Source organism: Lysobacter sp. A421, assembly GCF_054052145.1.
In genome coordinates this window covers 412152-438440 of sequence record NZ_JBSVRL010000001.1, presented here as the reverse complement: position 1 = coordinate 438440, position 26289 = coordinate 412152, and the positions used below count along the sequence as shown (strand labels likewise).

Annotated in this window: 26 protein-coding genes; 11 read left to right on the top strand and 15 right to left on the bottom strand. The window is 65.1% G+C overall.

The annotated features are described in order from the left end of the window. Positions 1 to 16: 16 nt before the first annotated feature. Complete coding sequence (locus ACW7G6_RS02070; RefSeq protein ID WP_456997457.1) at positions 17 to 1585, top strand: ABC transporter permease; 1569 nt, start codon at positions 17 to 19, stop codon at positions 1583 to 1585. After that, positions 1575 to 2651 (top strand): ABC transporter ATP-binding protein, encoded by a 1077-nt coding sequence (locus tag ACW7G6_RS02065; protein WP_456979226.1) that lies wholly within the window; start codon positions 1575 to 1577, stop codon positions 2649 to 2651. Before ACW7G6_RS02070 ends, ACW7G6_RS02065 begins: the two co-directional genes overlap by 11 nt. Positions 2652 to 2703: 52 nt before the next feature. Here the strand turns inward: ACW7G6_RS02065 and ACW7G6_RS02060 are convergent, their stop codons facing one another. After that, on the bottom strand, positions 2704 to 4401 hold the full coding sequence (locus ACW7G6_RS02060; protein ID WP_456997456.1) for a serine hydrolase: 1698 nt from the start codon (positions 4399 to 4401) through the stop codon (positions 2704 to 2706). A gap of 166 nt (positions 4402 to 4567) precedes the next feature. Between ACW7G6_RS02060 and ACW7G6_RS02055 the strand changes: the two genes are divergently transcribed. Beyond that, on the top strand, positions 4568 to 5836 hold the full coding sequence (locus ACW7G6_RS02055; protein WP_456997455.1) for a TIGR03862 family flavoprotein: 1269 nt from the start codon (positions 4568 to 4570) through the stop codon (positions 5834 to 5836). Positions 5837 to 5909: 73 nt separating this feature from the next. Here ACW7G6_RS02055 and cueR read toward each other — a convergent pair whose 3' ends face one another. The 3 genes from cueR to ACW7G6_RS02040 form a co-directional block, all read right to left on the bottom strand. After that, a complete protein-coding gene (cueR, locus tag ACW7G6_RS02050; protein WP_456997454.1) occupies positions 5910 to 6344 on the bottom strand; it encodes a Cu(I)-responsive transcriptional regulator in 435 nt (144 codons plus the stop codon). 1 nt (position 6345) lies between these two features. Continuing rightward, the gene (locus tag ACW7G6_RS02045; RefSeq protein WP_456997453.1) at positions 6346 to 8796 is read right to left on the bottom strand and encodes a heavy metal translocating P-type ATPase; all 2451 of its coding nucleotides are present in this window, start codon (positions 8794 to 8796) and stop codon (positions 6346 to 6348) included. A gap of 193 nt (positions 8797 to 8989) precedes the next feature. Further along, positions 8990 to 9739 carry a sulfurtransferase gene (locus tag ACW7G6_RS02040; RefSeq protein ID WP_456997452.1) on the bottom strand — a complete coding sequence of 250 codons (750 nt, stop codon included), beginning with the start codon at positions 9737 to 9739 and terminating at the stop codon, positions 8990 to 8992. A gap of 141 nt (positions 9740 to 9880) precedes the next feature. On the opposite strand from ACW7G6_RS02040, the gene ACW7G6_RS02035 reads away from it, so the two are divergent. Together ACW7G6_RS02035 and ACW7G6_RS02030 are read left to right on the top strand one after the other, a co-directional pair. After that, positions 9881 to 10282, top strand: coding sequence for an HPF/RaiA family ribosome-associated protein (locus tag ACW7G6_RS02035; protein WP_456979220.1), 402 nt, complete (start codon positions 9881 to 9883; stop codon positions 10280 to 10282). A 110-nt stretch (positions 10283 to 10392) separates the two neighbouring features. Continuing rightward, positions 10393 to 11133 (top strand): rRNA pseudouridine synthase, encoded by a 741-nt coding sequence (locus ACW7G6_RS02030; protein WP_456997451.1) that lies wholly within the window; start codon positions 10393 to 10395, stop codon positions 11131 to 11133. 7 nt (positions 11134 to 11140) lie between these two features. Here the strand turns inward: ACW7G6_RS02030 and ACW7G6_RS02025 are convergent, their stop codons facing one another. After that, the gene (locus ACW7G6_RS02025) at positions 11141 to 11650 is read right to left on the bottom strand and encodes a DUF1993 domain-containing protein (RefSeq protein WP_456979218.1); all 510 of its coding nucleotides are present in this window, start codon (positions 11648 to 11650) and stop codon (positions 11141 to 11143) included. 122 nt (positions 11651 to 11772) lie between these two features. On the opposite strand from ACW7G6_RS02025, the gene yczE reads away from it, so the two are divergent. Then, positions 11773 to 12417, top strand: coding sequence for a membrane protein YczE (gene yczE, locus ACW7G6_RS02020; RefSeq protein WP_456997450.1), 645 nt, complete (start codon positions 11773 to 11775; stop codon positions 12415 to 12417). On the opposite strand, the gene ACW7G6_RS02015 is transcribed toward yczE, so the two are convergent. The 4 genes from ACW7G6_RS02015 to ACW7G6_RS02000 form a co-directional block, all read right to left on the bottom strand. Beyond that, a complete protein-coding gene (locus ACW7G6_RS02015; protein ID WP_456979216.1) occupies positions 12391 to 12756 on the bottom strand; it encodes a DUF6164 family protein in 366 nt (121 codons plus the stop codon). The two genes, yczE and ACW7G6_RS02015, sit on opposite strands and share 27 nt — an antisense overlap. Positions 12757 to 12793: 37 nt before the next feature. Then, a complete protein-coding gene (locus ACW7G6_RS02010) occupies positions 12794 to 13471 on the bottom strand; it encodes a hypothetical protein (RefSeq protein ID WP_456997449.1) in 678 nt (225 codons plus the stop codon). A gap of 14 nt (positions 13472 to 13485) precedes the next feature. Then, positions 13486 to 14103 (bottom strand): trimeric intracellular cation channel family protein, encoded by a 618-nt coding sequence (locus ACW7G6_RS02005; protein ID WP_456979869.1) that lies wholly within the window; start codon positions 14101 to 14103, stop codon positions 13486 to 13488. A gap of 87 nt (positions 14104 to 14190) precedes the next feature. Beyond that, positions 14191 to 14400: an oxidoreductase-like domain-containing protein gene (locus ACW7G6_RS02000; RefSeq protein WP_456979214.1), complete on the bottom strand. Its 210-nt coding sequence runs from the start codon at positions 14398 to 14400 to the stop codon at positions 14191 to 14193. A 337-nt stretch (positions 14401 to 14737) separates the two neighbouring features. Between ACW7G6_RS02000 and ACW7G6_RS01995 the strand changes: the two genes are divergently transcribed. Together ACW7G6_RS01995 and ACW7G6_RS01990 are read left to right on the top strand one after the other, a co-directional pair. Further along, the gene (locus tag ACW7G6_RS01995) at positions 14738 to 16402 is read left to right on the top strand and encodes a hypothetical protein (protein ID WP_456997448.1); all 1665 of its coding nucleotides are present in this window, start codon (positions 14738 to 14740) and stop codon (positions 16400 to 16402) included. A gap of 11 nt (positions 16403 to 16413) precedes the next feature. Next, positions 16414 to 17241 (top strand): hypothetical protein, encoded by an 828-nt coding sequence (locus ACW7G6_RS01990; protein WP_456997447.1) that lies wholly within the window; start codon positions 16414 to 16416, stop codon positions 17239 to 17241. Between the two features lie 30 nt (positions 17242 to 17271). On the opposite strand, the gene ACW7G6_RS01985 is transcribed toward ACW7G6_RS01990, so the two are convergent. From ACW7G6_RS01985 to sstT, 4 genes are all read right to left on the bottom strand, one after another. Next, positions 17272 to 18030, bottom strand: a complete 759-nt coding sequence (locus ACW7G6_RS01985; RefSeq protein WP_456997446.1) for a TerC family protein — start codon at positions 18028 to 18030, stop codon at positions 17272 to 17274. A gap of 286 nt (positions 18031 to 18316) precedes the next feature. Continuing rightward, the gene (nirK, locus tag ACW7G6_RS01980) at positions 18317 to 19687 is read right to left on the bottom strand and encodes a copper-containing nitrite reductase (protein ID WP_456979210.1); all 1371 of its coding nucleotides are present in this window, start codon (positions 19685 to 19687) and stop codon (positions 18317 to 18319) included. A 216-nt stretch (positions 19688 to 19903) separates the two neighbouring features. Next, on the bottom strand, positions 19904 to 20458 hold the full coding sequence (locus ACW7G6_RS01975) for a DnrO protein (protein WP_456979209.1): 555 nt from the start codon (positions 20456 to 20458) through the stop codon (positions 19904 to 19906). A 79-nt stretch (positions 20459 to 20537) separates the two neighbouring features. Further along, positions 20538 to 21776, bottom strand: coding sequence for a serine/threonine transporter SstT (gene sstT, locus ACW7G6_RS01970; protein ID WP_456997445.1), 1239 nt, complete (start codon positions 21774 to 21776; stop codon positions 20538 to 20540). A 229-nt stretch (positions 21777 to 22005) separates the two neighbouring features. Between sstT and ACW7G6_RS01965 the strand changes: the two genes are divergently transcribed. The 3 genes from ACW7G6_RS01965 (at position 22006) to ACW7G6_RS01955 (ending at position 23772) form a co-directional block, all read left to right on the top strand. Next, the gene (locus tag ACW7G6_RS01965) at positions 22006 to 22296 is read left to right on the top strand and encodes a biotin--protein ligase (RefSeq protein ID WP_456979207.1); all 291 of its coding nucleotides are present in this window, start codon (positions 22006 to 22008) and stop codon (positions 22294 to 22296) included. Next, a complete protein-coding gene (locus ACW7G6_RS01960) occupies positions 22293 to 23069 on the top strand; it encodes a lipoate--protein ligase family protein (protein WP_456979206.1) in 777 nt (258 codons plus the stop codon). The genes ACW7G6_RS01965 and ACW7G6_RS01960 overlap by 4 nt, the downstream gene beginning before the upstream one ends. A 97-nt stretch (positions 23070 to 23166) precedes the next feature. Further along, on the top strand, positions 23167 to 23772 hold the full coding sequence (locus tag ACW7G6_RS01955; protein ID WP_456979205.1) for a DUF4136 domain-containing protein: 606 nt from the start codon (positions 23167 to 23169) through the stop codon (positions 23770 to 23772). 49 nt (positions 23773 to 23821) lie between these two features. Here ACW7G6_RS01955 and ACW7G6_RS01950 read toward each other — a convergent pair whose 3' ends face one another. Together ACW7G6_RS01950 and trhA are read right to left on the bottom strand one after the other, a co-directional pair. After that, positions 23822 to 25504 carry an ABC1 kinase family protein gene (locus tag ACW7G6_RS01950; RefSeq protein ID WP_456997444.1) on the bottom strand — a complete coding sequence of 561 codons (1683 nt, stop codon included), beginning with the start codon at positions 25502 to 25504 and terminating at the stop codon, positions 23822 to 23824. 105 nt (positions 25505 to 25609) lie between these two features. Beyond that, the gene (gene trhA / locus ACW7G6_RS01945; RefSeq protein WP_456979203.1) at positions 25610 to 26287 is read right to left on the bottom strand and encodes a PAQR family membrane homeostasis protein TrhA; all 678 of its coding nucleotides are present in this window, start codon (positions 26285 to 26287) and stop codon (positions 25610 to 25612) included. Positions 26288 to 26289: the final 2 nt, after the last annotated feature.

Sequence of the window (26289 nt, the reverse complement as noted above, 5' to 3'; positions counted from 1 at the left end):
CCGCCAGGTGATCGGCTTGCGGGGATGGACCTGGCTCGCGGTCGCGTTGAGCTTGCCGAGCCTGATCCCGCTGGCCGCCACCCTGGCGGCACTGGCGCGGCCCGACGGCGACACCCTGCAGCACCTGTGGCAGTACGTGCTGCCACAGGTGGCCGGCAACACCTTGTGGCTGTTGCTCGGCGTCGGCGTGGGCACGGCGGTGCTGGGCACGGCGCTGGCGGCACTGGTCGCCTTGTGCGAATTTCCCGGCCGGCGGGTGTTCGCCTGGCTGCTGGTACTGCCCCTGGCGGTACCGGGCTACGTGCTCGCCGTGGCCTTCATTGGCCTGTTCGACTACAGCGCGCCGCTGACGACTTTCCTGCGTGAATTCGCCGGGGCGCAACTGCCGGACATCCGCTCGCGCGGTGGCCTGATCGCCGTGATGACGTTGGCACTGTATCCCTACGTCTACCTGGTCGCGCGCGAGGCATTCTCCAGCCAGGGTGCACGCGCGATGGAAGCCGCCCGTGCACTGGGAATGGGACCGTGGCGCGCGTTCTGGCACGCCAGCCTGCCAATGGCCCGGCCGTGGATCGCTGGCGGCACCTTGCTGGTGCTGATGGAGACGCTTGCCGACTTTGGCGCCGTCTCCGCGTTCAACTACGAGACCTTCACCACCGCGATCTACAAGGCGTGGTTCGCGTTGTTCTCCACCGACACCGCGCTGCAGATCGCGGCCGTGCTGCTGATCGGCGTGCTGGTGCTGGTCGGTCTGGAGGCTGCGTCGCGCAAGCGCCAATCGTTCGCCCGCGTCGGTCTGGCCGAGGCCACCCGGATTCCGCTGGGCCGCCGCGGTTGGTGGGCGACTGGCGGCTGCGTGGCGGTGCTGTTCGCGGCATTGGTATTGCCGTTGTCGCAACTGGCCTGGGATGGCATGGCCCATCTGGCCGACCTCGACCTGCGTTACCTCGCCAGCCTGCGCAATGCGCTGTCGTTGTCGGCGATGGCCGCCGCGCTGACCACCGCCGCCGCGTTCGTGATCGCACTGGCGGCACGCGAGCAACCCGGCCTGCTCGCCACCGCCATCACCCGCATCACCACCCTCGGTTACGGCTTGCCGGGAGCGTTGTTGGCCATTGGTCTGTACGTGCCGGTCGCGCAATTTTCGACCTGGCTGATGGAAACCCGCGGCTGGGATGTCCCGCTGGAGGGCGGCCTGCTGCTGTTGCTGGTCGCCTATGGCATCCGCTTCCTGGCCGTGGCCCACACTCCGGTAGCCGGCGGCCTGCTGCGGATCCGCCCGCAACTGCTGGAAGCCAGCCGCAGCCTCGGCGTGACCGGCGCGCGTCAGCTGCAGCAGGTGCACTGGCCGTTGTTGCGCGGCAGTTTCGCCACCGCCGCCCTGCTGGTATTCGTGGATACGATGAAGGAAATGCCAATTACGCTGATGATGCGACCGTTCGGCTGGGACACCCTGGCCACGCGCGTGTTCGAGCTGACCAACGAAGGCGAGTACGCGCGCGCTGCCCTGCCCTCACTGGCGATCGCGCTGGCCGGCCTGATCCCGGTGATCGCACTGACCCGACGAGGCCGCCATGCAACTTGATATCGAGGACGCCGCGGTCGGTTACGACGGCCGCATCGTTCTGGAAGGCGCCAGCCTGACCCTGACCGACGGCGAGATCGGCTGCCTGCTCGGCCCGTCGGGTGCTGGCAAGACCACGTTGTTGCGTGCGGTGGCCGGCTTCGAGCCACTGATGCGGGGCCGCATCCGCGCCGATGGTCAACTGCTGGTCGGCGACGGCGTGCGACTACCACCGGAGCAGCGCCAGATCGGCATGGTGTTCCAGGATCACGCCCTGCTGCCGCACCTGAGCGTGCTCGACAACGTGCGGTTCGGGCTGTTCCGCTGGCCCCGTGCCAAGGCGATCACACGCGCCCGCGAGATGCTCGATCTGGTGGGTCTGGCCGACACCGCCAAACGCCAGCCGCACCAATTGTCGGGCGGTCAGCAACAACGTGTTGCCGTCGCCCGCGCCCTCGCCCCGCAACCCCGGCTGGTGTTGCTGGACGAACCGTTTTCCAGTCTCGATCCCGACCTGCGCGAGCGCCTGGCCCTGCAAGTGCGCGAGGCTCTGAAAGCCACCGGTATCGGCGCCCTGCTGGTCACCCACTCGCAGGCCGAGGCGTTCGCGATGGCCGACCGGGTCGGCGTGATCGGCCATGGCCGGCTGCAGCAATGGACCAGCGCCTACGACCTCTACCACCGCCCGGCCAACCGCTTCGTCGCCGGCTTCGTTGGCGAGGGCGTGCTGCTGCCCGCACGGGTGGTCGACGACGGTCATGTGGGCACCGCATTCGGCGTGCTCGCCGCCGACCACCAACTGCTCGACCCGCCCGGCACCGCCGTGGACATGCTGCTGCGCCCCGACGACGTCATCCATGACGACGACGCCCCGTTGCAGGCACGGATCGTGCGCCGCCATTTCCGCGGCGCGGACTTCCTCTACACCCTGCAACTCGACGGCGGCGGCCTGGTGCAGGCACTGGTGCCCTCGCACCACGACCACGCCATCGGCCAGAGCATCGGGATCCGGCTGGATCTGGAACACGTCGTGGTGTTCGAGGAGCCGGGAAACGGCAAAGGTAACGGCCTCCTACAACCGGCGTGAAAACTGTTTCTGTGCGTCGGAACGAGCAAAAATCGAGTTGTTCAGGCCTTCCTTAACCCGGTGACAGCTTGTCCTTCTCCACCGGTGCCAGTCGCAGATGGTGGAAATCGAAGCTGAAATCGGTCGCCGGTGAAATCGCTTCCATCCGCGCCTCGCGGATTTTCCCATCGGGATCCAGCGCGAAGCTCAGGAAGGCATCGGCATTCAACCAGCGCTGGTCCCAACGCACCACGAAGGTGTCGTTCTGCCACGGCTCCAGGCTGCCGACCAACGCGGCGGTATGGGTGAAGCGGATCCGCAGTTTGCCGTCGTCATGGCTGATCACCACGTCGCCGTACCAGGGGTCGCGGTAGGTATCGGCATAGTCCGCCAATGGCAAAGAGGGTTTGGACCCCGCGTCACGCGCATCCAGGTGGGCTTGCCAGTCCTTGGCGGCCTTGTCCTGCGAGCTGCCCTGGGCGGCGACGTAGGCCGCCGTCCAGTCGGTTTTCGGCGCGTCCAGATAGGCATCCAGTGCGCGCATGGTCACCGCCTGGAACGCGCCGCCGGCCTCGGCGCTGGTCAACACGATGATGCCCAGCTCCTGTTCGGGGACCATGGTGATGCGCGAGACATACCCCGGCCAGCCGCCGGTGTGCCATGCCAGCTTCTCGCCGCGATAGTCGGACAACGACCAGCCCTCGCCATAGCCCATGAAGTTGGGCGTGGCGGCGGCCAGTTCGGGAACCGAAGGCTCGCGGACCCGGATCGGAGTGAGCACCGACCACATTTCCTGCTGGCGCTTCTCGCTGAACAGCCGCGCAGGCTCCTGGCCGTCCTGGCCGGCGCCATCGGCCGGTGCGATCACACCCTGGTCGAGCTGCACCTGCACCCACTTGGTCAGATCGTGGACGCTGGAGTACAGGCCGCCGGCTCCGGAAACATTGCCCCACGACAGCTTTGGCGCTTCCACCAGCGTCGTGAAGTCCGCCTTCGAGTAGCCCGTGGCGACGTTGTCACCGGGCTTCAAATAGTCACTGTTGAAACGCGTCTCACCCATGCCCAGCGGCTTGAAGATGCGCGCTTGCAGGAAGTCCTTGTAGGTTTGTCCGCTGGCCGCCTCGACCACCAGTTGGGCAACCCCGAACAGGATGTTGTCGTAGGCATATTGGGCGCGGAAGCTGGCACTCAGCGGCACATCCTTGAGCCGGCGCGCGACCTCCTCGGTGCTGTAATCGGTGCCCGGCCAGTACAGCAGGTCGCCGGCCCCCAGACCCAGTCCGCTGCGGTGCGCGAGCAGGTCGCGGATCCGCATCTCGCTGGTCACGTACGCGTCGGACATCCGGAACCAGGGCAGGTGCTCGATCACCCGGTCGTTCATGTCGAGCTTGCCCTCGTCGGCCAGCATCGACAGCGAGGCGGCGGTGAACGCCTTGGTATTGGAGGCGATCGCGAACATCGTGTGCTCGTCCACCGGCCGCGTGCCATCCAGTTGGCGCATGCCGTAACCGCGCTCCAGCACGACCTTGCCGTCTTTCACGATGGCCACTGCCATCGCTGGCACGTCGAACTGTTGGCGCACGTCCTCGATATACGCGTCGAAGTCCTGCAACTGCGCGGGCAACGCCGCGCTCGAGTTGATCACCGACGTCGCTTCGCCCACGTGCGACCCGGTCGTCGCTTGTGCGTATGCGCCAGCAGGCATGGCCACGGCCACCGCAAACATCACCGCAACCGCCAGTCCCCGGCGTGGGTTGGTCTCGATCTGCATGCTGCCCCTGCTCCCGTTCGATGCGAAACGCCGACGATACCGCAGCGATGCGCTGCCCGGCAGCCTCTGCCGGACACGGCATAATGCGGGCCGGGCATCACACTGGATCCCCCGACACTTTTCACTGCGCACCTTGTCCCCGCGCGAGCACTTCACCGACGTGAGCATGTCCCAACAAACTGCCCTGCCCGGCCTGGCCATCATTGGCGGCGGTCCCGCCGGCCTGATGGCGGCCGAGGTCGCCCGTGCGGCCGGCATCGAGGTCGACCTGTTCGAGGCCAAGGGTTCGGTCGGGCGCAAGTTCCTGATCGCCGGCAAGGGCGGACTCAACCTGACCCACGGGGAGCCGCGCCCGGGCTTTGACGCGCGGTATCGCGAGCGCCGTGGCACGGTGGCCAACTGGCTGGACGACTTCGACGCCGACGCCGTGCGCAACTGGGCGCGCGGTCTGGGCGTGGAGACCTACGTCGGCAGCTCGGGGCGTGTATTTCCACTTGACCGCAAGGCGGCGCCACTGCTGCGCGGCTGGGTGCGACGGCTGCGCGAGGACGGCGTGCGCTTCCATGTGCACCACCGCTGGCTGGGATGGACCGAAGACGGCGCGCTGCGTTTCCAGGCCGCGGACGGTGAGCGCCAGATCCACGCATCGGCGACGCTGCTGGCACTGGGTGGCGGCAGCTGGCCGCAGCTGGGCTCGGATGGTGCTTGGCAACCCTGGCTGCTCGATCGCGGCGTGGATGTCGCGCCGCTGGCACCGGCCAACTGCGGATTCGACATCGACTGGAGCGGACACTTTTCCAGCCGTCATGCGGGCGCGCCGTTGAAGCCGGTCGTCGCCCATTGGCGCGAAGCCGATGGCGAGCACGCGCTGCAGGGCGAATGCGTGGTTACTGAACCGGGGATTGAAGGCAGCCTGGTGTACGCCCTGTCCGCACAACTGCGCGAGGCGATCGCGCGCGACAGCGAGGCCACGCTGACACTCGACCTGGCCCCCGGCCGCACGCTGGAACGGCTGCAGAACGAACTTGGCAAGCCACGCAACGGCCGCAGCGTCAGCGACCACCTGCGCCGTCAGACCAGGCTCGCTGGTGTCAAGGTGGCATTGCTGTACGAGGTATTGGGAAAGGAGCGCATCGGCGACGACGCCTTGCTGGCGCGGACGATCAAACGACTGCACCTGACCTTGCGCCGTGCGCGGCCCATCGCCGAGGTCATCAGCAGCGCCGGCGGCGTGCGGCTGGAAGCGATGGACGAGGCCCTGATGCTCGCCCGACTGCCTGGCGTTTTCTGCGCCGGCGAGATGCTGGACTGGGAAGCCCCCACCGGCGGCTACCTGCTGACCGCCTGCTTCGCCAGCGGCCGCCGCGCCGGTCTGGGCGCCGTGGAGTGGCTACGTGCGAACCAACCCCATCCAACCCCCGCCGCTCCACTGTAAACGCCCGCCGCTCCAATGTAGGAGCGGCTTCAGCCGCGAACAGGCAGAGATACGAGCGCCTGCACAGCCTGATTCACGCGTCACCCGCCAGGTCATCCAGGATCGGGCAGTCCGGCCGGTCATCGCCGTGGCAGCGGTGGGCCAATTGTTCCAGCGTGCGCTGCATGGCCTGCATCTGCTCGACCTTCTTCGCCAGCTCGGCGGCGTGCGCCAGCGCGAGTTGCTTCACCTCGCCACTGGCGCGCGCGCGGTCGTCCCATAGCGCGAGCAGGCTTTCGATCTGCTTGATCGGAAATCCCAGCGAGCGGGAACGATGGATGAAGCGCAAACGGTGCAGCGCGGTTTCGTCGTAGATCCGGTAGCCGGCCTGGGTGCGCGCTGCCGGAGGTGTCAGGCCGATCGCTTCGTAGTGGCGGATCATCTTCGCCGACACGCCACTGAGTGCGGCGGCCTGTCCGATGTTGTGCAGGCCGTCGGCGAGGGCTTCGGCCAGTTCGGGCTTGGTCATGTCAATCCTGCTCCTGCAGCGCAACCGCCGACTGCGGCTTCCAGCGTCGCAGCAGCAGGGTATTGCCCACCACGCTGACACTCGACAATGCCATTGCCGCGCCGGCCACCACCGGGTCGAGCAGGCCCGCCGCCGCCAACGGAATCCCGACCACGTTGTAGATGAAGGCCCAGAACAGGTTCTGCCGGATCTTCGCACTGGTGCGGCGCGAGACCGCGATCGCGTCGGCGACCAGCCGCGGGTCGGAGCGCATCAGGGTGATCCCGGCCGCGTGCATGGCGACATCGCTGCCGCCGCCCATCGCGATACCGACATCGGCCGCCGACAACGCCGGAGCGTCGTTGATGCCATCGCCGACCATCGCCACCGGGCCATGCGAGCGCAGCTCCAGCACCGCCTCGGCCTTGTCGCCAGGCAGCACGTTGGCACGCACGTCATCGATGCCAAGCGCATCGGCGACGGCCTGGGCCGCGCCACGGTTGTCGCCGGAAATCATCGCCGTGCGCAGGCCAAGCCGATGCAGGGTAGCGATCGCGGCACGTGCCTGCGGCCGCGGCTCATCGCGGAACGCGAGCAGCCCGAGCAGGCGAACCTCACCCACATGCCGCTCGGCCAGCCACGACACGCTGTGGCCGTGTGTCGCCAACTCATCGCCGCGCGCCTGCAAGGCACCGAGATCCACGCTGGACTCCTGCATCAGCCGGGAACTGCCAAGCAGCAGGTCGCGGCCTTCAACATCGCCCTCCAGTCCGCGCCCGGCCAACGCCCTCACCCCGCTCGCCTGCGGGAAGCCGGCCGGCTGCGCGGCCTCCACCACCGCGTTCGCCAGCGGATGTTCGCTGCCCGACTGCAGCGCGCCTGCCAGTCGCAGCAGTGCGGCGTGGTCGCCATCGACCGCGAGATATTCAGCCAGGGTCGGTCGGCCTTCGGTCAGGGTGCCGGTTTTGTCGAAGGCGATCACCTGCAACGCGCGCGCGGTTTCCAACACTTCGGCATCCTTGATCAGGATGCCGGCGCGGGCGGCGACGCCGGTACCGGCCATGATCGCGGTCGGCGTGGCCAGGCCGAGCGCGCACGGACAGGCGATCACCAGCACCGCGACCGCATTGAGGATCGCCACGTTCCAGTCACCGCCCACTACGCCCCAGCCCAGCAACGTCAGCACGGCAACACCGACCACTACGGGCACGAACACCGCGCTGACCTTGTCGACCATGCGCTGGATCGGCGCCTTCTTCGCCTGCGCGTCCTCGACCAGCCGGATGATCCGGGCCAACGCGGTCTCCGCGCCGACCGCGAGCGTGCGCAGCCGCAGCCGGCCCTCGCCGTTCATCGCACCACCGGTCACCCGTTCACCGGGTTGCTTGGCCACCGGCAACGACTCGCCGGTGATCAACGACTCGTCGGCGTGGCTGCGGCCTTCGAGGATCTCGGCATCGACCGGGATGCGCTCGCCCGGCAACACGCTGACCTCATCGCCGACGACGACCTCGGCCAGCGGTAGCTGATGCTCCACACCGTCGCGCAGCACCCGCGCGGTGGCCGGGCGCAGCGCCTGCAACGCACGGATCGCCTCGGTGGTCTGGCGCTTGGCCCGCGCCTCCAACCACTTGCCCAGCAGGACCAGGGTGATCACCACCGCCGAGGCCTCGAAATACAGATGGCCGCTGCCGCCCGCGTCGGCAAACAGATGGAACACGCTCAGGCCGTAGCCCGCGCTGGTACCGAGCGCGACCAGCAGGTCCATGTTGCCGGTCCGTGCCTTCAGCGCGCCCCAACTGGCGCGGTAGAAGCGCGCGCCGAGCCAGAACTGGACCGGCGTCGCCAGCGCGAACTGCCACCAGCCCGGCAGCATCCAGTCGCGGCCGAACGGCATCGCCAGCATCGGCAACATCAACGGCGCCGACAGCACGATCGCGATGATGAGGTGGCGCAGCTCGCGCGAGCGACGCGGGTTTGCGGCCGCCGTCCCGCCCGATGCCGAAGTAGCGGTGTCGCCTGTCGACCCGTCCTGCGGCAACGTCGCGGCGTAGCCGGCCCGGGTGACCGCGGCGATCAACACGGCCGGATCGGGGCCGCCCACCGTACGCACGGTGGCACGCTCGGTCGCCAGATTGACGTTGGCCTCCAGCACGCCGGGCGCTGCCGCGAGTGCCTTCTCGACGCGGCCGGCGCACGACGCGCAGGTCATGCCTTCGATCGCCAGATCGACCGATTCGCCCGCGACTTCGTAACCGGCGGTGCGTACTGCTTCGACCAGAGTCGTGACCGGAACGTCGTCCCCGGCCCGGATTTCCACGCTTTCGGTGGCCAGATTAACGCTGGCCGCCTGCACGCCCGGCACCTTCGCCAGCGCTTTCTCGACCCGGCCCACGCAGGACGCACATGACATCCCGAGGACGTCGAAGCGCACGGTGCGCGGGTTATTCATATCGATCGCAGGGGGTGACATGCGGACTCCGAAGCTTGGCTTGCGGACTATTCTGCAGCTTCCCACCATGGGAAGGTCAACCTCGCCACTGCCCGCTCGCCAACTCGACCGGCTTGCATCGCATGTAATCGGCCGGGCCGGGCCAAACCAACCCGGTCAGATCACCGGTTTGAAGTCCATGGATTCCCGCCTTCGCGGGAATGACGATGACTCCCTACCCGGCGTGCCCCGGTTCGACCAGCGGCTGCAACGCCGGATCCAGCGCGACCCGCTCATCGAACACGAAGCAATGGCCGTCGTAGCCCGCCCCGCCCACCTGCTCGAAGTAGCCCAGGATGCCGCCATCGAGCTGCAACAGGTTGTCCATGCCGTCGGCGCGCAGCCACAGCGCGGCCTTCTCGCAACGGATACCTCCGGTGCAGAAGCTGACCACGGTGGCGTCGCTCAACCCGTCGCGGTGTGGCTCAAGGGCTTGGGGCAACTGGGTGAAGTTGTCGATCGGCAGCGTTACTGCGCCGGCAAATGTCCCGTAACCCACCTCTTCGCGGTTGCGGGTATCCAGCAACACCAGCCGCTTGCCGGCATCGTCGGTGCCCTGCTCGATCCAGCGCGCGAGGTCTGACGGCGCCACCACCGGCGCGCGGCCGGCCGCCAACGGTGAGGCATTGTCGCGACGGAAGCTGATGATCTCCGCCTTGCGCTTGACCTTCAGCCGCGCAAATGGCTGCGCGTGGCTGTGGCTGGACTTCACGACCATGTCCGCGAAACGCGGATCTTCGCGCAGCTTCGCCAGAAAGACCTGCACCGAGGCCTCCGCGCCGGCCAGGAACAGGTTGATCCCCTCGGGCGCGACCAGCACCGTGCCGCGCAGGTTGCCGTCCTCGGCGCGGGTACGCAGCTCGTCGACCAGGGTGTCGGGCTGGTCAACGGCGGTGAAATGATAGGCGGCGACATTCAGGATCATCCGCCAATTTTAACCGCGACCACGCCGCAAGCGAGCTCCGACTTCTTCTCACCCTGTAAATGTTGCCCTCGCTAACGTGTCCACAGCCCTGCACGTTTGTATCAACGCGCACGACATCGCCAACCCACCGGAGACGACTGAATGAAGATCCAGCTCAATACCGACCACAACATCCAGGGCGATGATGCCCTCGCCGCCCACGTCGAAGGGGTCGTTACCGACGCCTTGGGCCGGTTCAGCACCCAGGTCACGCGGGTCGAAGTCCACCTGAGCGACCTCAATGCAGCCAAGGGCGGCAGCGCCGACAAGCAATGCATGATGGAGGCGCGACTGGAAGGCCGCCAGCCGATGGCCGTCACCCACCAGGCCGATACCATGCGTGCGGCCATCACCGGGGCGACCGGCAAGCTGCAGCGGCTGCTGGCCAGTTCCCTGGGCAAGCTGGCCGCACCGGAGCGCCAAGCCCGCCCCGCTGCCCAACAGGACGCTGGCCAATCGGACGGTGAGGAGTTGGCCGACGCCCCCTATGCCGAGCCGATGTAGGTTTTCTGCAAAACCTATCGACCCGAGCCCGAGGCGTAACCCGGTCATTCCGGGCCGGCGGATCTACGCTGGCCCGTCTACACTGGCCCGCCCGAATGCAGGTTCCATCGATGTCTGACCCATCCCAGGACGATGCCCCGCCGTCATCCGAGCGTTTGTCGCGCCGGGTCTCGGGGTTGGCGGCATGTTCACGCGCGCAAGCCGAGCAGTACATTGCCGGGGGTTGGGTCCGGGTGGACGGCGAGGTGGTCGAGTCGCCGCAGTTCATGGTGGCCGGGCAATGCGTGGAAGTGGATCCCGACGCACAACTTGAAGCCGCCGAACCGGCGACGATGCTGCTGCACAAGCCGGCGGGCGTTGCGTTTGAAGACAGCGCCCCATTGATCATCGAGTCCAGCCGTGTCGAGGGTGACCACCGTCGCGGCATCCGCGTATTGCAGCGTCATTTCTCGCACCTGACGCCATCGATGCCGCTGGACAGCGACGCCAGCGGCCTGGTGGTGCTGAGCCAGGATCCACGCGTCCTGCGACGGCTGAAGGAAGACGGCGCGAAGCTCGAGCAGGAGTTCCTGGTCGAGATCAGCGGCCAGGCCGGCCCGTACACCCTGAGCCGCCTGGCGCGTGGGCTGAGCTACCAGGGACGCGTGCTGGGGCCATGCAAGGTCAGCTGGCAGAACGAGATCCGCCTGCGCTTCGCCATCAAGGACGTGCGCCCCGGGCAGCTGCGGGACATGTGCGCGCAGGTCGGCCTTGAGGTGGTGGCGACCCGCCGTTTGCGGATCGGGCGGATCGGCCTGAACAAGATGCCGGTGGGCCAGTGGCGCTACCAGCCGGTCACCGATCGCTTCTGACCGCGGCTCAGTACGCGCCCATGTAATCGCGCTTGCCAATCTCCAGTCCGTTGTGACGCAGCAGCGCGTAAGCCGTGGTCACGTGGAAGAAAAACTGCGGCAGGCCATAGGTCAACAGATAGTCCTGGCCACTGAAGCGACGCTCCTTCGCAGTACCGGGGCGGGTCACTATCTCGCGGGTCTCACTGCCGTCAAAGCGCGCGGCATCAAAACTGTCGACAAAAACGATGGTGCGCTCGAGCAAGGCCCGCAGCTGGTCGATGCTTTGCTCGTTGTCGTCATAGACCGGCACCTCGGCGCCGGCCAACCGCGCGGTGACTCCCTTGGCGAAGTCGCAGGCAATCTGCACCTGGCGCACCAGCGGCAGCATGTCGGGAAACAAGCGTGCCTGCAGCAGCACGGCCGGGTCGATCTTGCGCTGGGACGCGTGGGCTTCGGCCTTCTCCAGGATCGCGGCAAGACTGCCGAGCATCTGCTTGAACACGGGAACGGAGGCTGCGTGCATGGAAATCGTCATCGGAATTCTCTCAAGGGGCAAGTCTTGATGGTAGCCGGTTCACCTCTGCGTTCCACTCATGCACGCCCGGCGTTGGCCGCGACACTCTAGAATCGACGGCCTTGTCGTCTTTCGGTCATCCAATGCCGCGTCGCGTACTGCAGTTGTTCCTGGGGTTGCTCGCCTACGGGGTGTCGATGGTGATGATGCTCCAGTCCGACCTTGGACTGATGCCATGGGACGTGCTGCACCAGGGCATCGCGTTGCAGGGCGACTGGCCGATGGGCCGGGTAACGATTGCGGTCAGCTTCGCGACGTTGTTGATGTGGATCCCCATCCGCCAAATGCCGGGCGTCGGCACCCTGTGCAACGCGGTCGTGATCGGGCTGGTGTTCGACGCCGTCAATGCTCTGATTGGCGACCGGCTGCTCGAAGCCTCGCTTGCATCGCGCACGGCGTTGCTGATCGGCGGCATCGTGCTCAATGGCGCAGCGACGGCCGCCTACCTGGGGGCGCACTTCGGTCCCGGCCCGCGCGACGGGTTGATGACCGGACTGGTACGACGGACCGGCCGATCCGTGCGCCTGGTGCGCACCATCATCGAAGGCAGCGTGCTGGTATCGGGCTTCCTGCTTGGCGGCACGTTTGGCATCGGCACGGTGGCCTACATGCTGGTAATCGGGCCGTTGATCCAGCTGATGCTGCCGTGGTTCGACCCACGCTGGAAAGCGACTGCAACGCCGCAGCCCGCCGCCGAGGCGCTATCCGCGCAACAGGATCGCCGGTAGCGCCACCAGCCCGAGCAACACGATAGTAGCGACGACCGCCAACAGCACCCGGCCGGGCTCTTCGCGCAGCACGTCCTTGAACGTCTGGGCGGTGCCGTCACGCTGGGCAGCTTCATGTTCGGCGCGCGCGTTCGCCTGCCGCTTGGCCTGATACTCCGCCATCAGCCGCTTGGCCCTGGGCAGGTCGTCGTCCTGACTCAGCCATATACCGCCATGCGAGATCCCCCAGCGACTGGGCTGCGTCTCGTAGTACTCGATCCGTGCCTCATCGAGCATCGCCCGCACGTCCTCGATCTCGTCGTCCAGTACCAGGCGCAGATTGAGCAGCAGTTTTGACATGCGGCCATCATACCGGCGGGCGGCGGTGCCGGACGGTTCATTTTACTCCCAGCACGTCCAGCGGGTCGGCAACCGGCTGCTCGGGAAGCGGCTCACCAGGAAGCGGGACGGAGCGTCGGGGCAACCGGCTCCTGTACGCCTCTATCGCCTTTTTTGCATGTTGGTCGAGTATCCCGGCGGGAATCGCCTGCTCGCCAAACACCTCGATTATCTGGGCCAGCAGTGCTTCCGCCGGTTTGCGCCGCGGCTCGACCTGCGCGGCGTCAGTGGCGCGCAATCGGCGCAAGGTCTCTTGCGCTATGTCCAGACCGCTGTCGATGAACAGCTCGCCGGCCTGCTGGTCCGCCGGGTCGCGGCGCAGCACTTCCTGGCAGGCCACCAGCGCCGCCTCGGGCTGCCCAGCCTGGGCCTGGAGCAGCGCAATCTGCTGCCACGGTTGCTTGCGCGCCGGGTCGGCCAAAGCCGCCTGTCGGTAGGCCTGCAATGCCTGTTCAGGCAAGTCGTCGCGAACGGCAGCATCCGCCTCGGCCATGTACTCCGGGTATCCCGCCTTGGACCCCAGCGAAACCGTTGCACAGCCAGACAGCACGACCAGAAGCGCTGCGGCGGGGAGATATCGCCACCAAGCCGGGAACCGCGCATTCATCGTCGTCATCGTTTCGTACCCTTCGTCGTCCCAGCGTGCGTCGCGCCAGCGTGCCCCCAATCGAAACATAGCAGTTGCATGGATCATTGTTCCCGTTGCGGGGCTACCGGCAGATGCCAGTCGTAGCGGATCGCCATGTAGCGCAGCCCAAAGCACAGCACCGCGGACACGATCATCACCGGTACCAGCGGCAGGTCGAAGAAATCCCCGACGACAATCACGATCGCGCCAATCATTGCGGCAACCGCATACAAATCGGATTGGAATACCACCGGCGTGCGCGCCACCAGCACGTCCCGCAAGATGCCCCCGCCGATGCCACTGAGCATTCCCAACAGCACCGCGCCCACCGGCCCCAGCCCGTGATCCAACGCCTTGATCGTGCCGATCACCGCAAACAGCGCCAGTCCGGCTGCGTCGAACAACCGCACCGGATTGTGCAACCGTTCTATATCGGCATAACGATAGAAAGTGACGACACCCGCCAGGCAACTCACCGCCAGGTAATGCCAGTTCGTCAATGCGACCGGTGGTGTCGCACCAATCATCAGGTCACGGGTGATGCCGCCCGCGGCTGCCGCTGCGAACGACAGCACCAGTACGCCAAACAGGTCCAGCCGGTTGCGTACCCCGAGGGTCGCACCGCTGATGGCAAACGCGAACGTGCCGATCAGGTCGATCACGGTGATGATGGAATTCAGGTCCAAGGCAGCCCGGGCTCAAATTGAATGGCTGAATAGGATGCCACGCCTCCGGAGCCATGAGCGATACGCGCAGGCCCTGGTGGCTCAGCCGGCATCCGGATCACGTCCGGGGTTGCGGGCGCGCCAAGCCGCAAGAAGGACCTGGTAGTGATCCATTTCGTCGGCGTAGATATCGGACACACAACGCTCGCAGCCACTGTCACAGCAATCCATCGGCAGTGGACGCTCGGGCAGCAACGGCGGCGGGTCGTCGCTTGTGGGCGTCGGGACCGGGTTGGAAGGATTGCCAGGCACGGGTCCAGTATGGACGCTATGGACGCCTGAACCCAATCCGCAATCAGGCCAATGGGAGACCGCTCGGATCCTGCGTCTATTGAAACGCAATCGGTTCGCCGTTGACCGCACAGCTCACGCCGAAGCGGTCGGTCAACATGCCAACGGTCCTCGCACAGAACGCGGGCGCCAGCGGCATGAAGTGGGGGGATTTGTCTGCCTGCACTGACTCGTCGAACGCGAGCTCAATTGACATGACGCTGTGTAAATGGTAACAGCCTTGGCGTACGGAATGGAAAAGGGGGTGGAAAAGGGGGTGGAAACGGGCGCTCGCGCACGCCCATGAGGAGGCACCCCCATGCCTGAATCCATCACTTTTGGCCCGGAAGCCGGGCCCACTGTCGTCATCAACTCCTCATTGCAGCTCCCCGGCAGCCATATCGGGAGCCGGATCATGCAGCTTGACCTTGGACTCGATCCGCAAACGGATTTCCTGGGGATCACTCGTCAGCCAGCTCCGTCGTATGCCGAGCTCGCCGGTGTCTCCGAGTCGGGCCAGGTAGAGATGGGCAAGGCACAGAGCTTTCTCCGGTCCAGGTTGCTTGCGATCGGATATGGCCGGGACCAGGCCAACGAGGCAGTATCGTTGCTACCTCGGTACTTGGGACGTGGCTCGATCGCGATGAGTCGACCACAGGGCGAAGTGCCTGAAACGCCGATGCGCGGATCCAGGGACGACATGTGGGCCGTTGACCCCGTACTCGGAAATCCGGCCGTGCTCATTCAGGAGTTTGCCGACCATGCTTCCCATGGGGAGGTCGCTATTCCCGGCAAGAACAGCGCTGGCAAGGGTGTCACCACCGTGACTCCGTACCACCAGGAGCCGGAACCTCGACTCTTTCTCATCGAGCGGTACACCATCAGCTTTGTGCTTGGGGATTACGGCATGGGGCGGACAGTCCGCACATTTACGTTGCTGCCCGGAGAGTCGACAACCATTCGGCTGAAGACCTGGCAGTCGACAACCGAGAGTATCAAGCAGTCCTCCAGCATCATCGATTCCCACGAACAGTCGGCGAGAGACCGGTTCTCGTCCAAGGTTCAGAGCGAAACGACGGACAAGAAAACACGTGCCCAGACTGAATCCTGGCAAGTCCAGGCCGAGGCATCGGGATCATGGGGATTCGGGTCGGCGTCAGTCTCGGCCGGGGCATCAGGCGAGTATCAGTCCGGGCGGGAGCAGTTTGCCCGGCAGACAAGCGAAGCCTTGGGCGAGCATGCGAAGGAGGCATCCTCAAAGCGTGAGCTCACGGTGACGTCGAGTGCCGAAACGAAGACAGAGACCGGCATGGAGTCACTGATCGAGCGTGAAATCAACAACGTGAACATGCGTCGGGTCCTGAACTTCGTGTTTCGCGAACTCAATCAGCAGTACACCACGAGGTTGCACCTGACCGATATCCACGTCGGCTACACCAACGGTCTTGACGGCACATGGAGAGAAGTGCCGGTCGCGGGTCTGCGAACACTGCTCAGCGAGGTACTGGTGCCCGGGAAGATCGACGACACCGCAACCAGCATCCTCAAGGTCGCCAGTGTCGTGTTCGATGCGCAGGACGTCCCGGTTCGGGTACTGGAGGCGGTCGATTACGATTCAGCGAACGACACGATCGCGGTCAGTGCGATCCAGCCGGGGCCGATTCCGCCGCCGACAGAGACGCGCTACTACCGGTTCCAGCGAGGCCCCCTGAACCAGGACGATGCGGAGCACCCAGTGGACGGGGTCTTGTTGTCGGAACAGACAATCGTGATGCGGACCGACAGCGTCATCGTCGAAGCCCTGCTTGGTCAGTCCGATGCCCTTGACAGCTTTGCGATGGAAATACAGGAAGCTGCGGCGCGGGCCAAGACGCTTCACAACGAGCGCGAAACGCTACTGCTTGACACCTTGCGGGCGATACCCGACCCGGAAGCGAGAGCAACCATGGCTGCCACGCTTTTCAATCCACCCGATGCGAGCTAGGTGGTGACGACATGCCCGATCCGGTCACGAATCACCCGGCGGTAGTTGTCTCGCAGCGAGCGGCTGCGCCTGGGGCCGTCACCTCGACGAACGCAGTCCTTGGCAGTTCGAGTGCCGCCGCATCGTCATTGACTCCGGCGGCCCCGGCGACACCGGCAGCCATCATCACAGGCAACTCCAGCAAGGCGCAGCAGCAACGACTGGTGAAGCTATACGGGTCGCAAATGTCCAATGTGAAAGTCCTCCCGTATGCGCAGATCAATTGGCACCCGAAGCTGAGGGCGTTCGCATTCGGGGCCTGGACCAACTCCGGCACCGACATTTACATGAAGTTCGTAGGCCCTCGCATTCCGCTTCCGCGCCGATATTCCGAAGGGCTCTTTTATGTCCTTCTGCAGCATGAGGGGCGGCACATCATCCAGTTCCGCAAAACTGGTGGATACCCCGCTTCCTATGAGCAGATGATGCGTTTCGAGATCGAGGCCTACGGCAATTCCGCACTCTGGCTGGCGGGCCTGCTCGTCATCAAATCGGCCCGGTGGCTGGCAAGGGAGATCGGGATCAAGCAGCTCCTCAGCGCGGCGGGAGTCGATCCGGGCATCATCCTGCCGTCGACTGCGGATTATCAGATACGGACCAGCACGTTGACCTCGCAAATGAGCGCGGCCACTCAGACCGTCTCCAGGTTTCTGGCGAAGCTCCAACAGATGGATAACCAGGGGCTCACCGGAAAATCAAGGGAAACAGAGTTGCAAAAGTTCCTGCTCGGCAACGGTGATCTGCCACAACACGCCTGCATCGCAGAGCTATATGGTGACCCTTGCCCGACGAAGCCGTAGCACGCGCCTCGACCCGTCACCACCCGTGGCTCAATCGCCCTTGGTGTATTTTTCGTGCAACTCCACCGGTGCGGCCTGCTCCTTGCTGCGCCGCCGGATCCACAGGTTGATCATCTCCACGAACACCGAGAACGCCATCGCGACATAGATGTAACCCTTGGGAATGTGTTGGCCAAACCCGTCGGCGACGAGTACCAGGCCGACCATTATCAGGAAGGCCAGCGCCAGTATCTTGACCGTGGGGTGGCGCTCGACGAACTCCCCGATCGGCCGGGCAAACGCCAGCATGAAGCCAATCGAGATGACGATGGCGGTCACCATCACCCAGCGCTCGTCGACCATCCCCACCGCCGTGATGATGGAATCCAGCGAGAACACGATATCGAGCACCATGATCTGCACGATGACCGCCCCGAAGGTCGCGGTTGCCGCGCCCGTCGCCACCTGCTCGGTTGCGCCCTCCAGCTTCTGATGGATCTCGTGCGTGGCCTTGGCGATCAGGAACAGGCCACCGCCGATCAGGATCATGTCCCGCCACGAGAAAACATGATCGAACACCGAGAACAGCGGTGCGGTCAGTCCGACGATCCATACAATCGCAAACAGCAACATCAGACGCGTCACCGCCGCCCCGAGGATGCCGATGCGACGCCCCATGGCGCGCTGCTCGACGGGCAGTTTCCCGGCCAGGATCGAGATGAAGATGATGTTGTCGATGCCGAGCACGAGCTCCAGCGCCGTCAGTGTCAGCAGTGCGACCCAGATTTCCGGGTTGGCGAGCAGTTCCATGATGATTTCCAAATGTTCCAGCGAGGTATGAAAAACCACGATCGGAAATGCATCGGATGGATGCACCTTCGCCATGGATGGCGAAGGTCTTGCTCACAAACCGCTGACGGTTTGCTGCTGCACCGGAGCAAATGCCCGTAATGACGGCGACAGCGATTGGGAGCTACTCCCCTTCGCCGGCGAGGCTATCACGCAAAACCATGAAAAAGCCAGATCCGCATCGCTGCGGACCTGGCCTGGTTTGTTGCATCCGCCTGGCGTTCAGGCATGGCGGACGCTGCGTTGGTCAGTGACCGGAGGAATGATCGATCGCTTCGTTGGACTGGAAGATCGCCGGGTCCGCGTCACCGTTGACGTTCAGGAACCCGATCAGGCCCTTCTCGGTCCGCGACAGCGCGTGGTCGACCAGTATGTAACGGCCCGGATAATCCACCTTGAACTCGACCATCGTCGCCCCGCCCGGCGGCACGATCGTGGTCTGCACGTCGGTCAGCGGCGGGCTGGTGAACGACGCCAGGTTGTAGACCCGGTCGAAGACCTCGCCGATCAGGTGGAAGCTGGAGGTCAGGTTGGGACCGCCGACGCCGAAGAACATGCGCACCGTCTCGCCCACCTCGGCTTCCATGTTGAAGGTCTTGGTCAGCGCGTCCATGCTGCCGTTGAACATCAGGTGCTCGGGTTTTTCATCCAGCAACTTCTCCAGCGAGAACTCCTGCAGGCCGGACGAGCCGTGCTTCTGCGCGGTGTAGAGCTCGCCCTGCATCACGTAGAACTCCTTGTCGACCTCGGGCAAGCCACCTTCAGGCTCGACCAGCACCATGCCGTACATGCCGTTGGAGATGTGCTGGGCAATCATCGGCGTGGCGCAGTGGTAGACAAACAACCCCGGATGCAACGCCTTGAAAGTGAAACTCTTGGTCTGCCCCGGAGCCACCTGGGTTACCGCCGCGCCGCCACCAGGCCCGGTCACGGAGTGGAAGTCGACCGAGTGGATGTTGATGCTGTCCTCGGCGTTCTTCAGGTTGATGGTCACCGTGTCGCCCTGGCGGATACGCAGCATCGGCCCGGGCACGGTGTTGTCGAAGGTCCAGTAGCGATAGCTGCTGCCATCGGACAGCTTGCCTTCCAGTTCGGTGGTCAGCAGATCGTAATTGACATGTTTGGGCGCGCGGTCGCCGACCGGCTCACCGACCTGGTGCGGGTCCTTGGCCACGTCCGTGGCAGTGCTCACCACCTCGGCCACGTCGCCCACGATCAGCTTGCCGAACATGCCCGCCGCCCGGTGCCCCGGAATCGTGCACACGTACTCGAACGTGCCGGCCCTGGTGGCGCGGAACACGATGGTGGTCGCCGAACCCACCCCCACCAGGCTGTCGGACTGGGCGCCGAACTCGGGGACGGCAACGTCATGCATTGCACCGTCGCCATTGATCACGGTGATCGCCACTACCGCGCCTTCGGCCACCTTCAAGTCGGGGTTGATCTGCCCTTTGATTGCACCGCCATCACCAACAAAGACCAACTGGCCGTCATGGATCTGCGTCCTCAGGGTGTAGTTGACATCTGCCACTGGCGTAACCGATTCATGGGCGGCAATCGCCTGGGGTACGAATCCCGCAGCTCCTGCCAGCGCAAACAACAACACAAGCTCTTTCATCGTGGACTTCCTTCCAGTTATAAAAAATCTGCCGCTGCTGGGGTCCAAGATAGGAGGCGCGGGCGACTCGCTCCATGACTTGGGTCAAGCTAAACCAAACGCCGCCGTATGTTTGCTGGAAAACCAGTTCTGGCAAAGGCTGCAGCCCATAGAAAACGCCCCTGTAGGGCGTCGGTAAAATGCGGCGGTGTGGGCTTGCCCGGCGAGGTGGACGACTCAGTCGTGGGTCAGCGGCTGGAAGCCTTCGTGGTCGAACGTCGTCTGATAGTCGTTGACGACCGCGACCAGTTGCGGCATCCCTTCGCTGGAAGCCGGGTCGGTCTTCAACGCCTCGAGCGCGCCCATCATGCGTCCGATCAGGACATGCAATGCCGCATCGGGCTCCGGGCTGAGCTTGCAGTTGGCAAACATGTAGTCGATGTCGTTCTCGACCCCGATCGCCAGCGCGTCGGCGTCTTCCACCTGCAGACGGCCCTGGTGGTAGGCCGGAAGGTTAAGCGCGACGGCATCGTGGATCCGGGTCATCGCTGCCCGCAGCGGCGCATCGGTTTCCCAGCGTTGTCCTTCGGCCAGGACCGGTGCAGCTTGATCGTGGTCGGCATGCTCGGCCGCTTGCTCGTGGGCAGATGTCGCATCCGGCGTGGCGCTGGCAGCAACCTCGTCGGCAGTGACGTGCGCCGACGGATCGACGTCGGCACCGTCGCTGCAACCGGCGCTGCCAAGCATCAGGGAAACGACCGCCACTGCGACGGCAAATTCTCGAATATTCATGATGGGTACTCCTGGATGATTGCCAACACGTTAGCGAGTCTCCCGGCCAATACCCTGATTCATGTCAAGCGCGCACATGTCAAGCGCGGACATCAACGGTATCCGCGGCGGCCCGGCACGCTGCTGCGGTAAACAGCACGTCGGTGGATGAGTTCAATGCTGTTTCCGCCGAGTCCTGGACCACCCCGACGATGAAGCCGATCGCAACCACCTGCATCGCGATATCAGTCGATATCCCGAACAATCCGCAGGCCAGCGGAATCAGCAGCAGCGAGCCACCCGGCACGCCGGAGGCACCACACGCGGCAATCGCCGCCACCACGCTGAGCAACAACGCGGTAGGCAGATCCAGGGAAATGCCCAAAGTGTGCACCGCAGCCATCGTCAGCACGGTAATGGTGATGGCCGCGCCGGCCATGTTGATGGTTGCGCCGATCGGGATGGATACCGAATAGGTCTCCTTGTGCAGCCCCAGCTTGCGGCACAGTTCCATGTTGATCGGGATGTTGGCCGCCGAGCTGCGGGTGAAGAACGCGGTGATCCCGCTTTCACGCAGGCAGGTGAACACCAGCGGGTACGGATTGCGCCGGGTGATCGCGAACACGATCAGCGGGTTGGCGACCAGTGCGACGAACAACATGCAACCGATCAACACCAGCAACAGATGCAGATAGTCCAGCAATACCGAAAGCCCGGCCTCGGCAAGCGTCGAAGCCACCAGTCCGAAGATGCCCAGTGGCGCCAGCCGGATCACCAGCCGGACCAGCCAGGTAACCGCATTGGACAGGTCTCCGACCATCTGCCGGGTACTGTCGGCCGCATGGCGCAGCGCAATGCCCAAGCCGACCGCCCACGCCAGGATGCCGATGAAATTGCCGGTCACCAACGCGTTGACCGGATTGTCGACGATCTGCAGCAACAGGGTCTGGAGTACTTCCACGATGCCATCGGGCGGGGTCAAGTCACTCATGCCGACGCCGGACAGTTGCAGCACGGTCGGAAACACGAAGCTTGCCGACACCGCCACCAGCGCAGCAGCCAACGTGCCCACCAGGTACAGCACCAGGATCGGCTTGATGTGGGTGCGCTGGCCATGACGATGGTTGGCGATCGACGCGGCCACCAGTACCAGCACCAACACCGGAGCCACGGCTTTCAGGGCGGAGATGAACACCGAGCCCAACAGACCAACCGAGGCCGCCGCCGAGGGAGACACCAGCGCCAGCAGGGTTCCGGCAACCAGGCCAATGACGATCTGGCTGACCAGACCGAGGGAGAGCAGCGAAGCGAAGAAAGCTCGGAGCCTGGAATCTGGCATAAGTACCTGGTCGGATAAAAGAGGAGTTCATCGCGCGACCGAAGCCTCGCAGTGGATGCGTCCGATAACGGCGCAGATGCCGATTGTCGCCGAGACCGGGACATAGTGCGCGTGTGGCGGATCCATGCCGCCCTGACCCATGTCATTGTCAGTAACCCGCACGGCCCCCAACATGTATACCGACACAGTCGTCGCTGACGACCGGACCAATCCAAGGGAGCCAACTCACATGCATGGCGAATACAAGGTGCCCGGCGGCAAGCTGGTGGTAGTCGACCTGGAAACTGCAGACGGGCGTCTGGCGAAGGTCCAGGTCAGCGGCGACTTCTTCCTGGAACCGGACTCTGCGCTGGAGTCGATCAATACCGCGCTATGCGGCTTGCATGCCGACAGCGGCACCGCCGCGATCGCCGGTGCGGTGGAAGCAGCGCTGGGCCCCGACGTCAGTCTGTACGGCATCACCCCGGAAGGCGTCGCCATGGCCGTGACCCGGGCACTCAACGCCGGAGCCCGCCCATGAGTGGCTCGTCCTGGCGCGAATATGACTGGCAGTTGATCCATACCGACGCGCAATCACCCGCCATGCACATGGCACTGGACGAGGTGCTGACCACGGAGGTGTCTGCCGGCCGACGTCCGCCGACCCTGCGGGTGTGGGAATGGGCGAGCCCGGCCGTGGTCATCGGCCGCTTCCAGTCGCTGCGCAACGAGGTTGACGCCGAAGCAGCCGGCCGTCATGGCATTGAGGTGGTCCGCCGGATCAGTGGCGGTGGCGCGATGTTCATCGAGCCGGGCAACACCATCACCTACTCGATCTGCGCGCCGCTGGCGCTGGTGGAGGGGCTGTCATTCCAGCAGTCCTACCAGCTCATGGACGCCTGGGTCATCGAGGCGCTGGGCGAACTCGGCATCCGCGCCAGCTACCAGCCACTCAACGACATCACCTCGCCCGGCGGAAAAATCGCGGGCGCCGCCCAGGCACGGCGCGGCAATGCCGTGCTTCACCACGTCACCATGGCCTACGACATCGATGCCACAAAAATGCTGGAAGTGCTGCGGATCGGCCGCGAGAAGCTGTCCGACAAGGGCACGACGAGCGCGGCCAAGCGGGTCGACCCGCTGCGCAGCCAGACCGGCCTGAGCCGCGAGGCGGTGATCGAGCGAATGGTCCAGACCTTCCAGCGCAGCCATGGATTGCGCCCGGACACCCTGAGCGCCGACGAACTGGACCGCGCCACCGTCCTTGCCAGGGACAAGTTCGCGTCCGCGGACTGGACCGCCGTCGTCCCCTGAGACGCGTGACCCCGCGCGAGGGCGGCGACGGGTATTCACGTCATTGTCCGCGCCGGATGCTAGCGTCGACGACACCCCACACCAGTAAGGGCGCACCGTGAAAAAATGCTTCCAGCGCACCGCTCGCGGGCTGGCTGTCGCGCTTGCCCTGTTTACCCTGGTCGCCTGTTCCACCGGACCCCGGGTGCGGACCGACCTTGACCCGGAAGCCAACTTCGCCGGTTACCAGACGTACGCATTCTACGAACCGCTGGCAATGGAGGCCTCTGGCTACAGCTCCTATCTCTCTGCGCAGATCAAGACCAGCATCCGCCGCGAGATGGAAGCGCGTGGTTATCGCTTCGACCCGGCAGACCCCGACCTGCGGGTGAATTTCCAGGGAGTGATCCGAGAGCGCACGTCGGTATACGACGTCCCCCGCTCTGATGTGCGCTGGTTCTACAGCTACCGCGCGCGTTCCTACGTGGCCATGCCGGTGTGGTACGACGAGACCCGGGTCAACCAGTACACCGAGGGCACGCTGACGGTCGACCTGGTGGACGCCGACCAGAACCGGCTGGTCTGGACCGGCGACGCCATCGGCAGGGTGACGCAGAAAACCGCACCCGACCGCATCATGGCCGCCGACCGTGCGATCAACGCCATCTTCGCCCAGTTCCCGTATTACGCGTCCGGAACCGCCGCTCCAATGCCATCGCCGTGACGGGCGCTGCATCAACGAACCAAGCGTTGGCCATCCACGCGTTGGCTGATTACTTGCCGCCCCCGCTCCGCCAGATCGACAACACCAGCCAGGCACCGGCAATCGCCGCACCGAGAAAACCCAGCAAGCCGAATGCCGGCAGCCCGAGCAAAGTGGGGCCCGCATCCACGGTCAGCGCGATCGACGAGCCGATGATCAATGCCGCCAGCACCACGCCCACGGTCAGCCGGTTGGCGGAATGGTCGATCTGGGTACCGAACCGCTGCAGGTGATCGACATCCAGCCTCAGCTTGAGATTGCCGCCGCGCGCGGTACGCAGCAGGCGGCGAAGATCACGTGGCAGCACCGACAGGATGCCGGCAGTATCGGATAACACCCGCAACCCGTCGCGTGCGACCGCCCCCGGTGCGTAACGCGCCAGCATCGCCCGACGCAGGAAGGGTTCTGCCTCACCGGCCATGTCGAAATCCGGGTCCAGTTTGCGCCCCATCCCTTCCAGGGTGACAAACACCTTGATCATCAACGCCAGGTCGGCCGGCAACACCAACTGGTTGGCGCGCAGCAACGCCGTGACCTCCATCAGCATCGCCACCAGGTCAAGCTGACCCAGCGGTACGCCGTGGTAATGGTCAACAAGCCCGTCAATATCCTGGGCCAACTGGGCCTCATCCAGCTGCACTGCGCTGCTCCACTCCAGCAACATGTCGGTCACCCGCTCCGAGTCACGCCGGACCAGCGCATCCAGCAACCCGACCACCTGCGCGCGCCTGGAGTCGGATAACCGCCCAACCATGCCGTAGTCAATCAGCCCAATGCGGTTGCCGGGCAGCACGAACACGTTGCCGGCATGCGGATCGGCATGAAAGAAGCCGTCCTCGAACATCATCTTCAGTACCGCCTGGGCGCCGCGACGGGCGACCAGGCCGCAATCCAGGCCCGCCGCGTCCAACATCGCCAGATCCGAGACTGGAATGCCGTCGACGAAATCCTGCACGTTCATCCGCGGGCCGGTGTAGTCCCAATGCACTCGCGGCACCACGATCTGGTCGTTATCGATGAAGCTGGCCGCAATCCGTTCGGCGTGACGGCACTCGGCGGCCAGGTCCAGCTCGCGAGTCAGCGATGCCTTGAACTGACGGACCATCCCGGTCGGCTGGAACTGGCGCAGCTCCGGGAATCGCGCCTCGATCGCCTGCGCGGCGCGCTGCAGCAAACGCAGGTCGGCCTCGACCGTCGGGCGAATGCCCGGTCGACGTACCTTGACCACCACCTCGGTGCCGTCATGCAGGCGCGCACGATGAACCTGGGCGATCGACGCGGCGGCCAACGGGGCTGGATCGAACTGCAGGAACACCTCTTCCGGCGGCGCACCAAGGTCTTCCAACAGCTGTTTGCGGATCGCCTCCGGCGACGCTGCCGGTGCCTGGCTCTGGAGCTTGCCGAACTCGGCAATCCATTCCGGGGCGAACAGATCCACGCGGGTAGCCAGGATCTGGCCCATCTTGACGAAGCTCGGACCCATTTCCTCCAGCGCTCGCCGCACCCGAACCGGCGCCGGCAGCGCCACCGCGGCCTCGACACGGCCCAGCGGCAGCACCCGGCCCGCACCGGCCAGCAAATTGGCCAGGCCCAACCGGCGAACCATGTCGCCAAAGCCGTAACGGACCAGGATAGAGGCGAGCTCATACACCCGGCCCAGGTCCCGCGTTGCGGTCAATCCTTCCCAAAGCATCGTGGGTCTCCGGTTCGGCAGCGCGCCGTGACGGCGCCAGCCCAGACTACGTGTCGCTCAGACTACGTGTCGCTCAGACTACGTGTCGCTCAGACTACGTGTCGCTCAGACTACGTGGGCCATTACCGCGACGTAGTGACACAGGCTGCCGCCGAGCACGAACATGTGCCAGATCGCATGCGAGTAGCGCAGCGTCGGGCGATGGTAGAAGAACGTGCCGGCGGTGTAGGAAATGCCGCCGGCCAGCAACCAGCCCAGCGTCCAGCCGTCCAGGGCATTCCACATCGGCTTGGCCGCCACCACGACCAGCCAGCCCATGCCGATGTAGATCATCGTGGACAGGCGCTTGAAGCGGCCGGTGAAGAACAGTTTGAACACCACCCCGGCCACGGCCAGCGTCCAGATGGTGGCAAACATCCACCAGCCCCACGGTCCGCGCAGGCCAATCAGGGTGAATGGCGTATAGGTGCCGGCAATCAGCAGGTAGATCGCACAGTGGTCGACGACCTTCAACCGCGACTTGAGCACCGGATGGCGCACCGAGTGGTACAGGGTCGAGGCCAGGTACAGCAGCAGCAACGAAATGCCGAACACGATCGCACCGGCCAGTTGCCAGCGACTGCCGTGCAACGCGGCCAAAGTGATCAGGACCGCTCCACCGGCAAGCGCCGCTGTCGCACCCAGGCCGTGGGTCAGCGCGTTGGCGAGCTCCTCCGACGCACTCGTTTCAACCGGGCCCGGGTCTGGGGAGCGAGGATATCCGGATCGGCCATGGCTGCGCATGA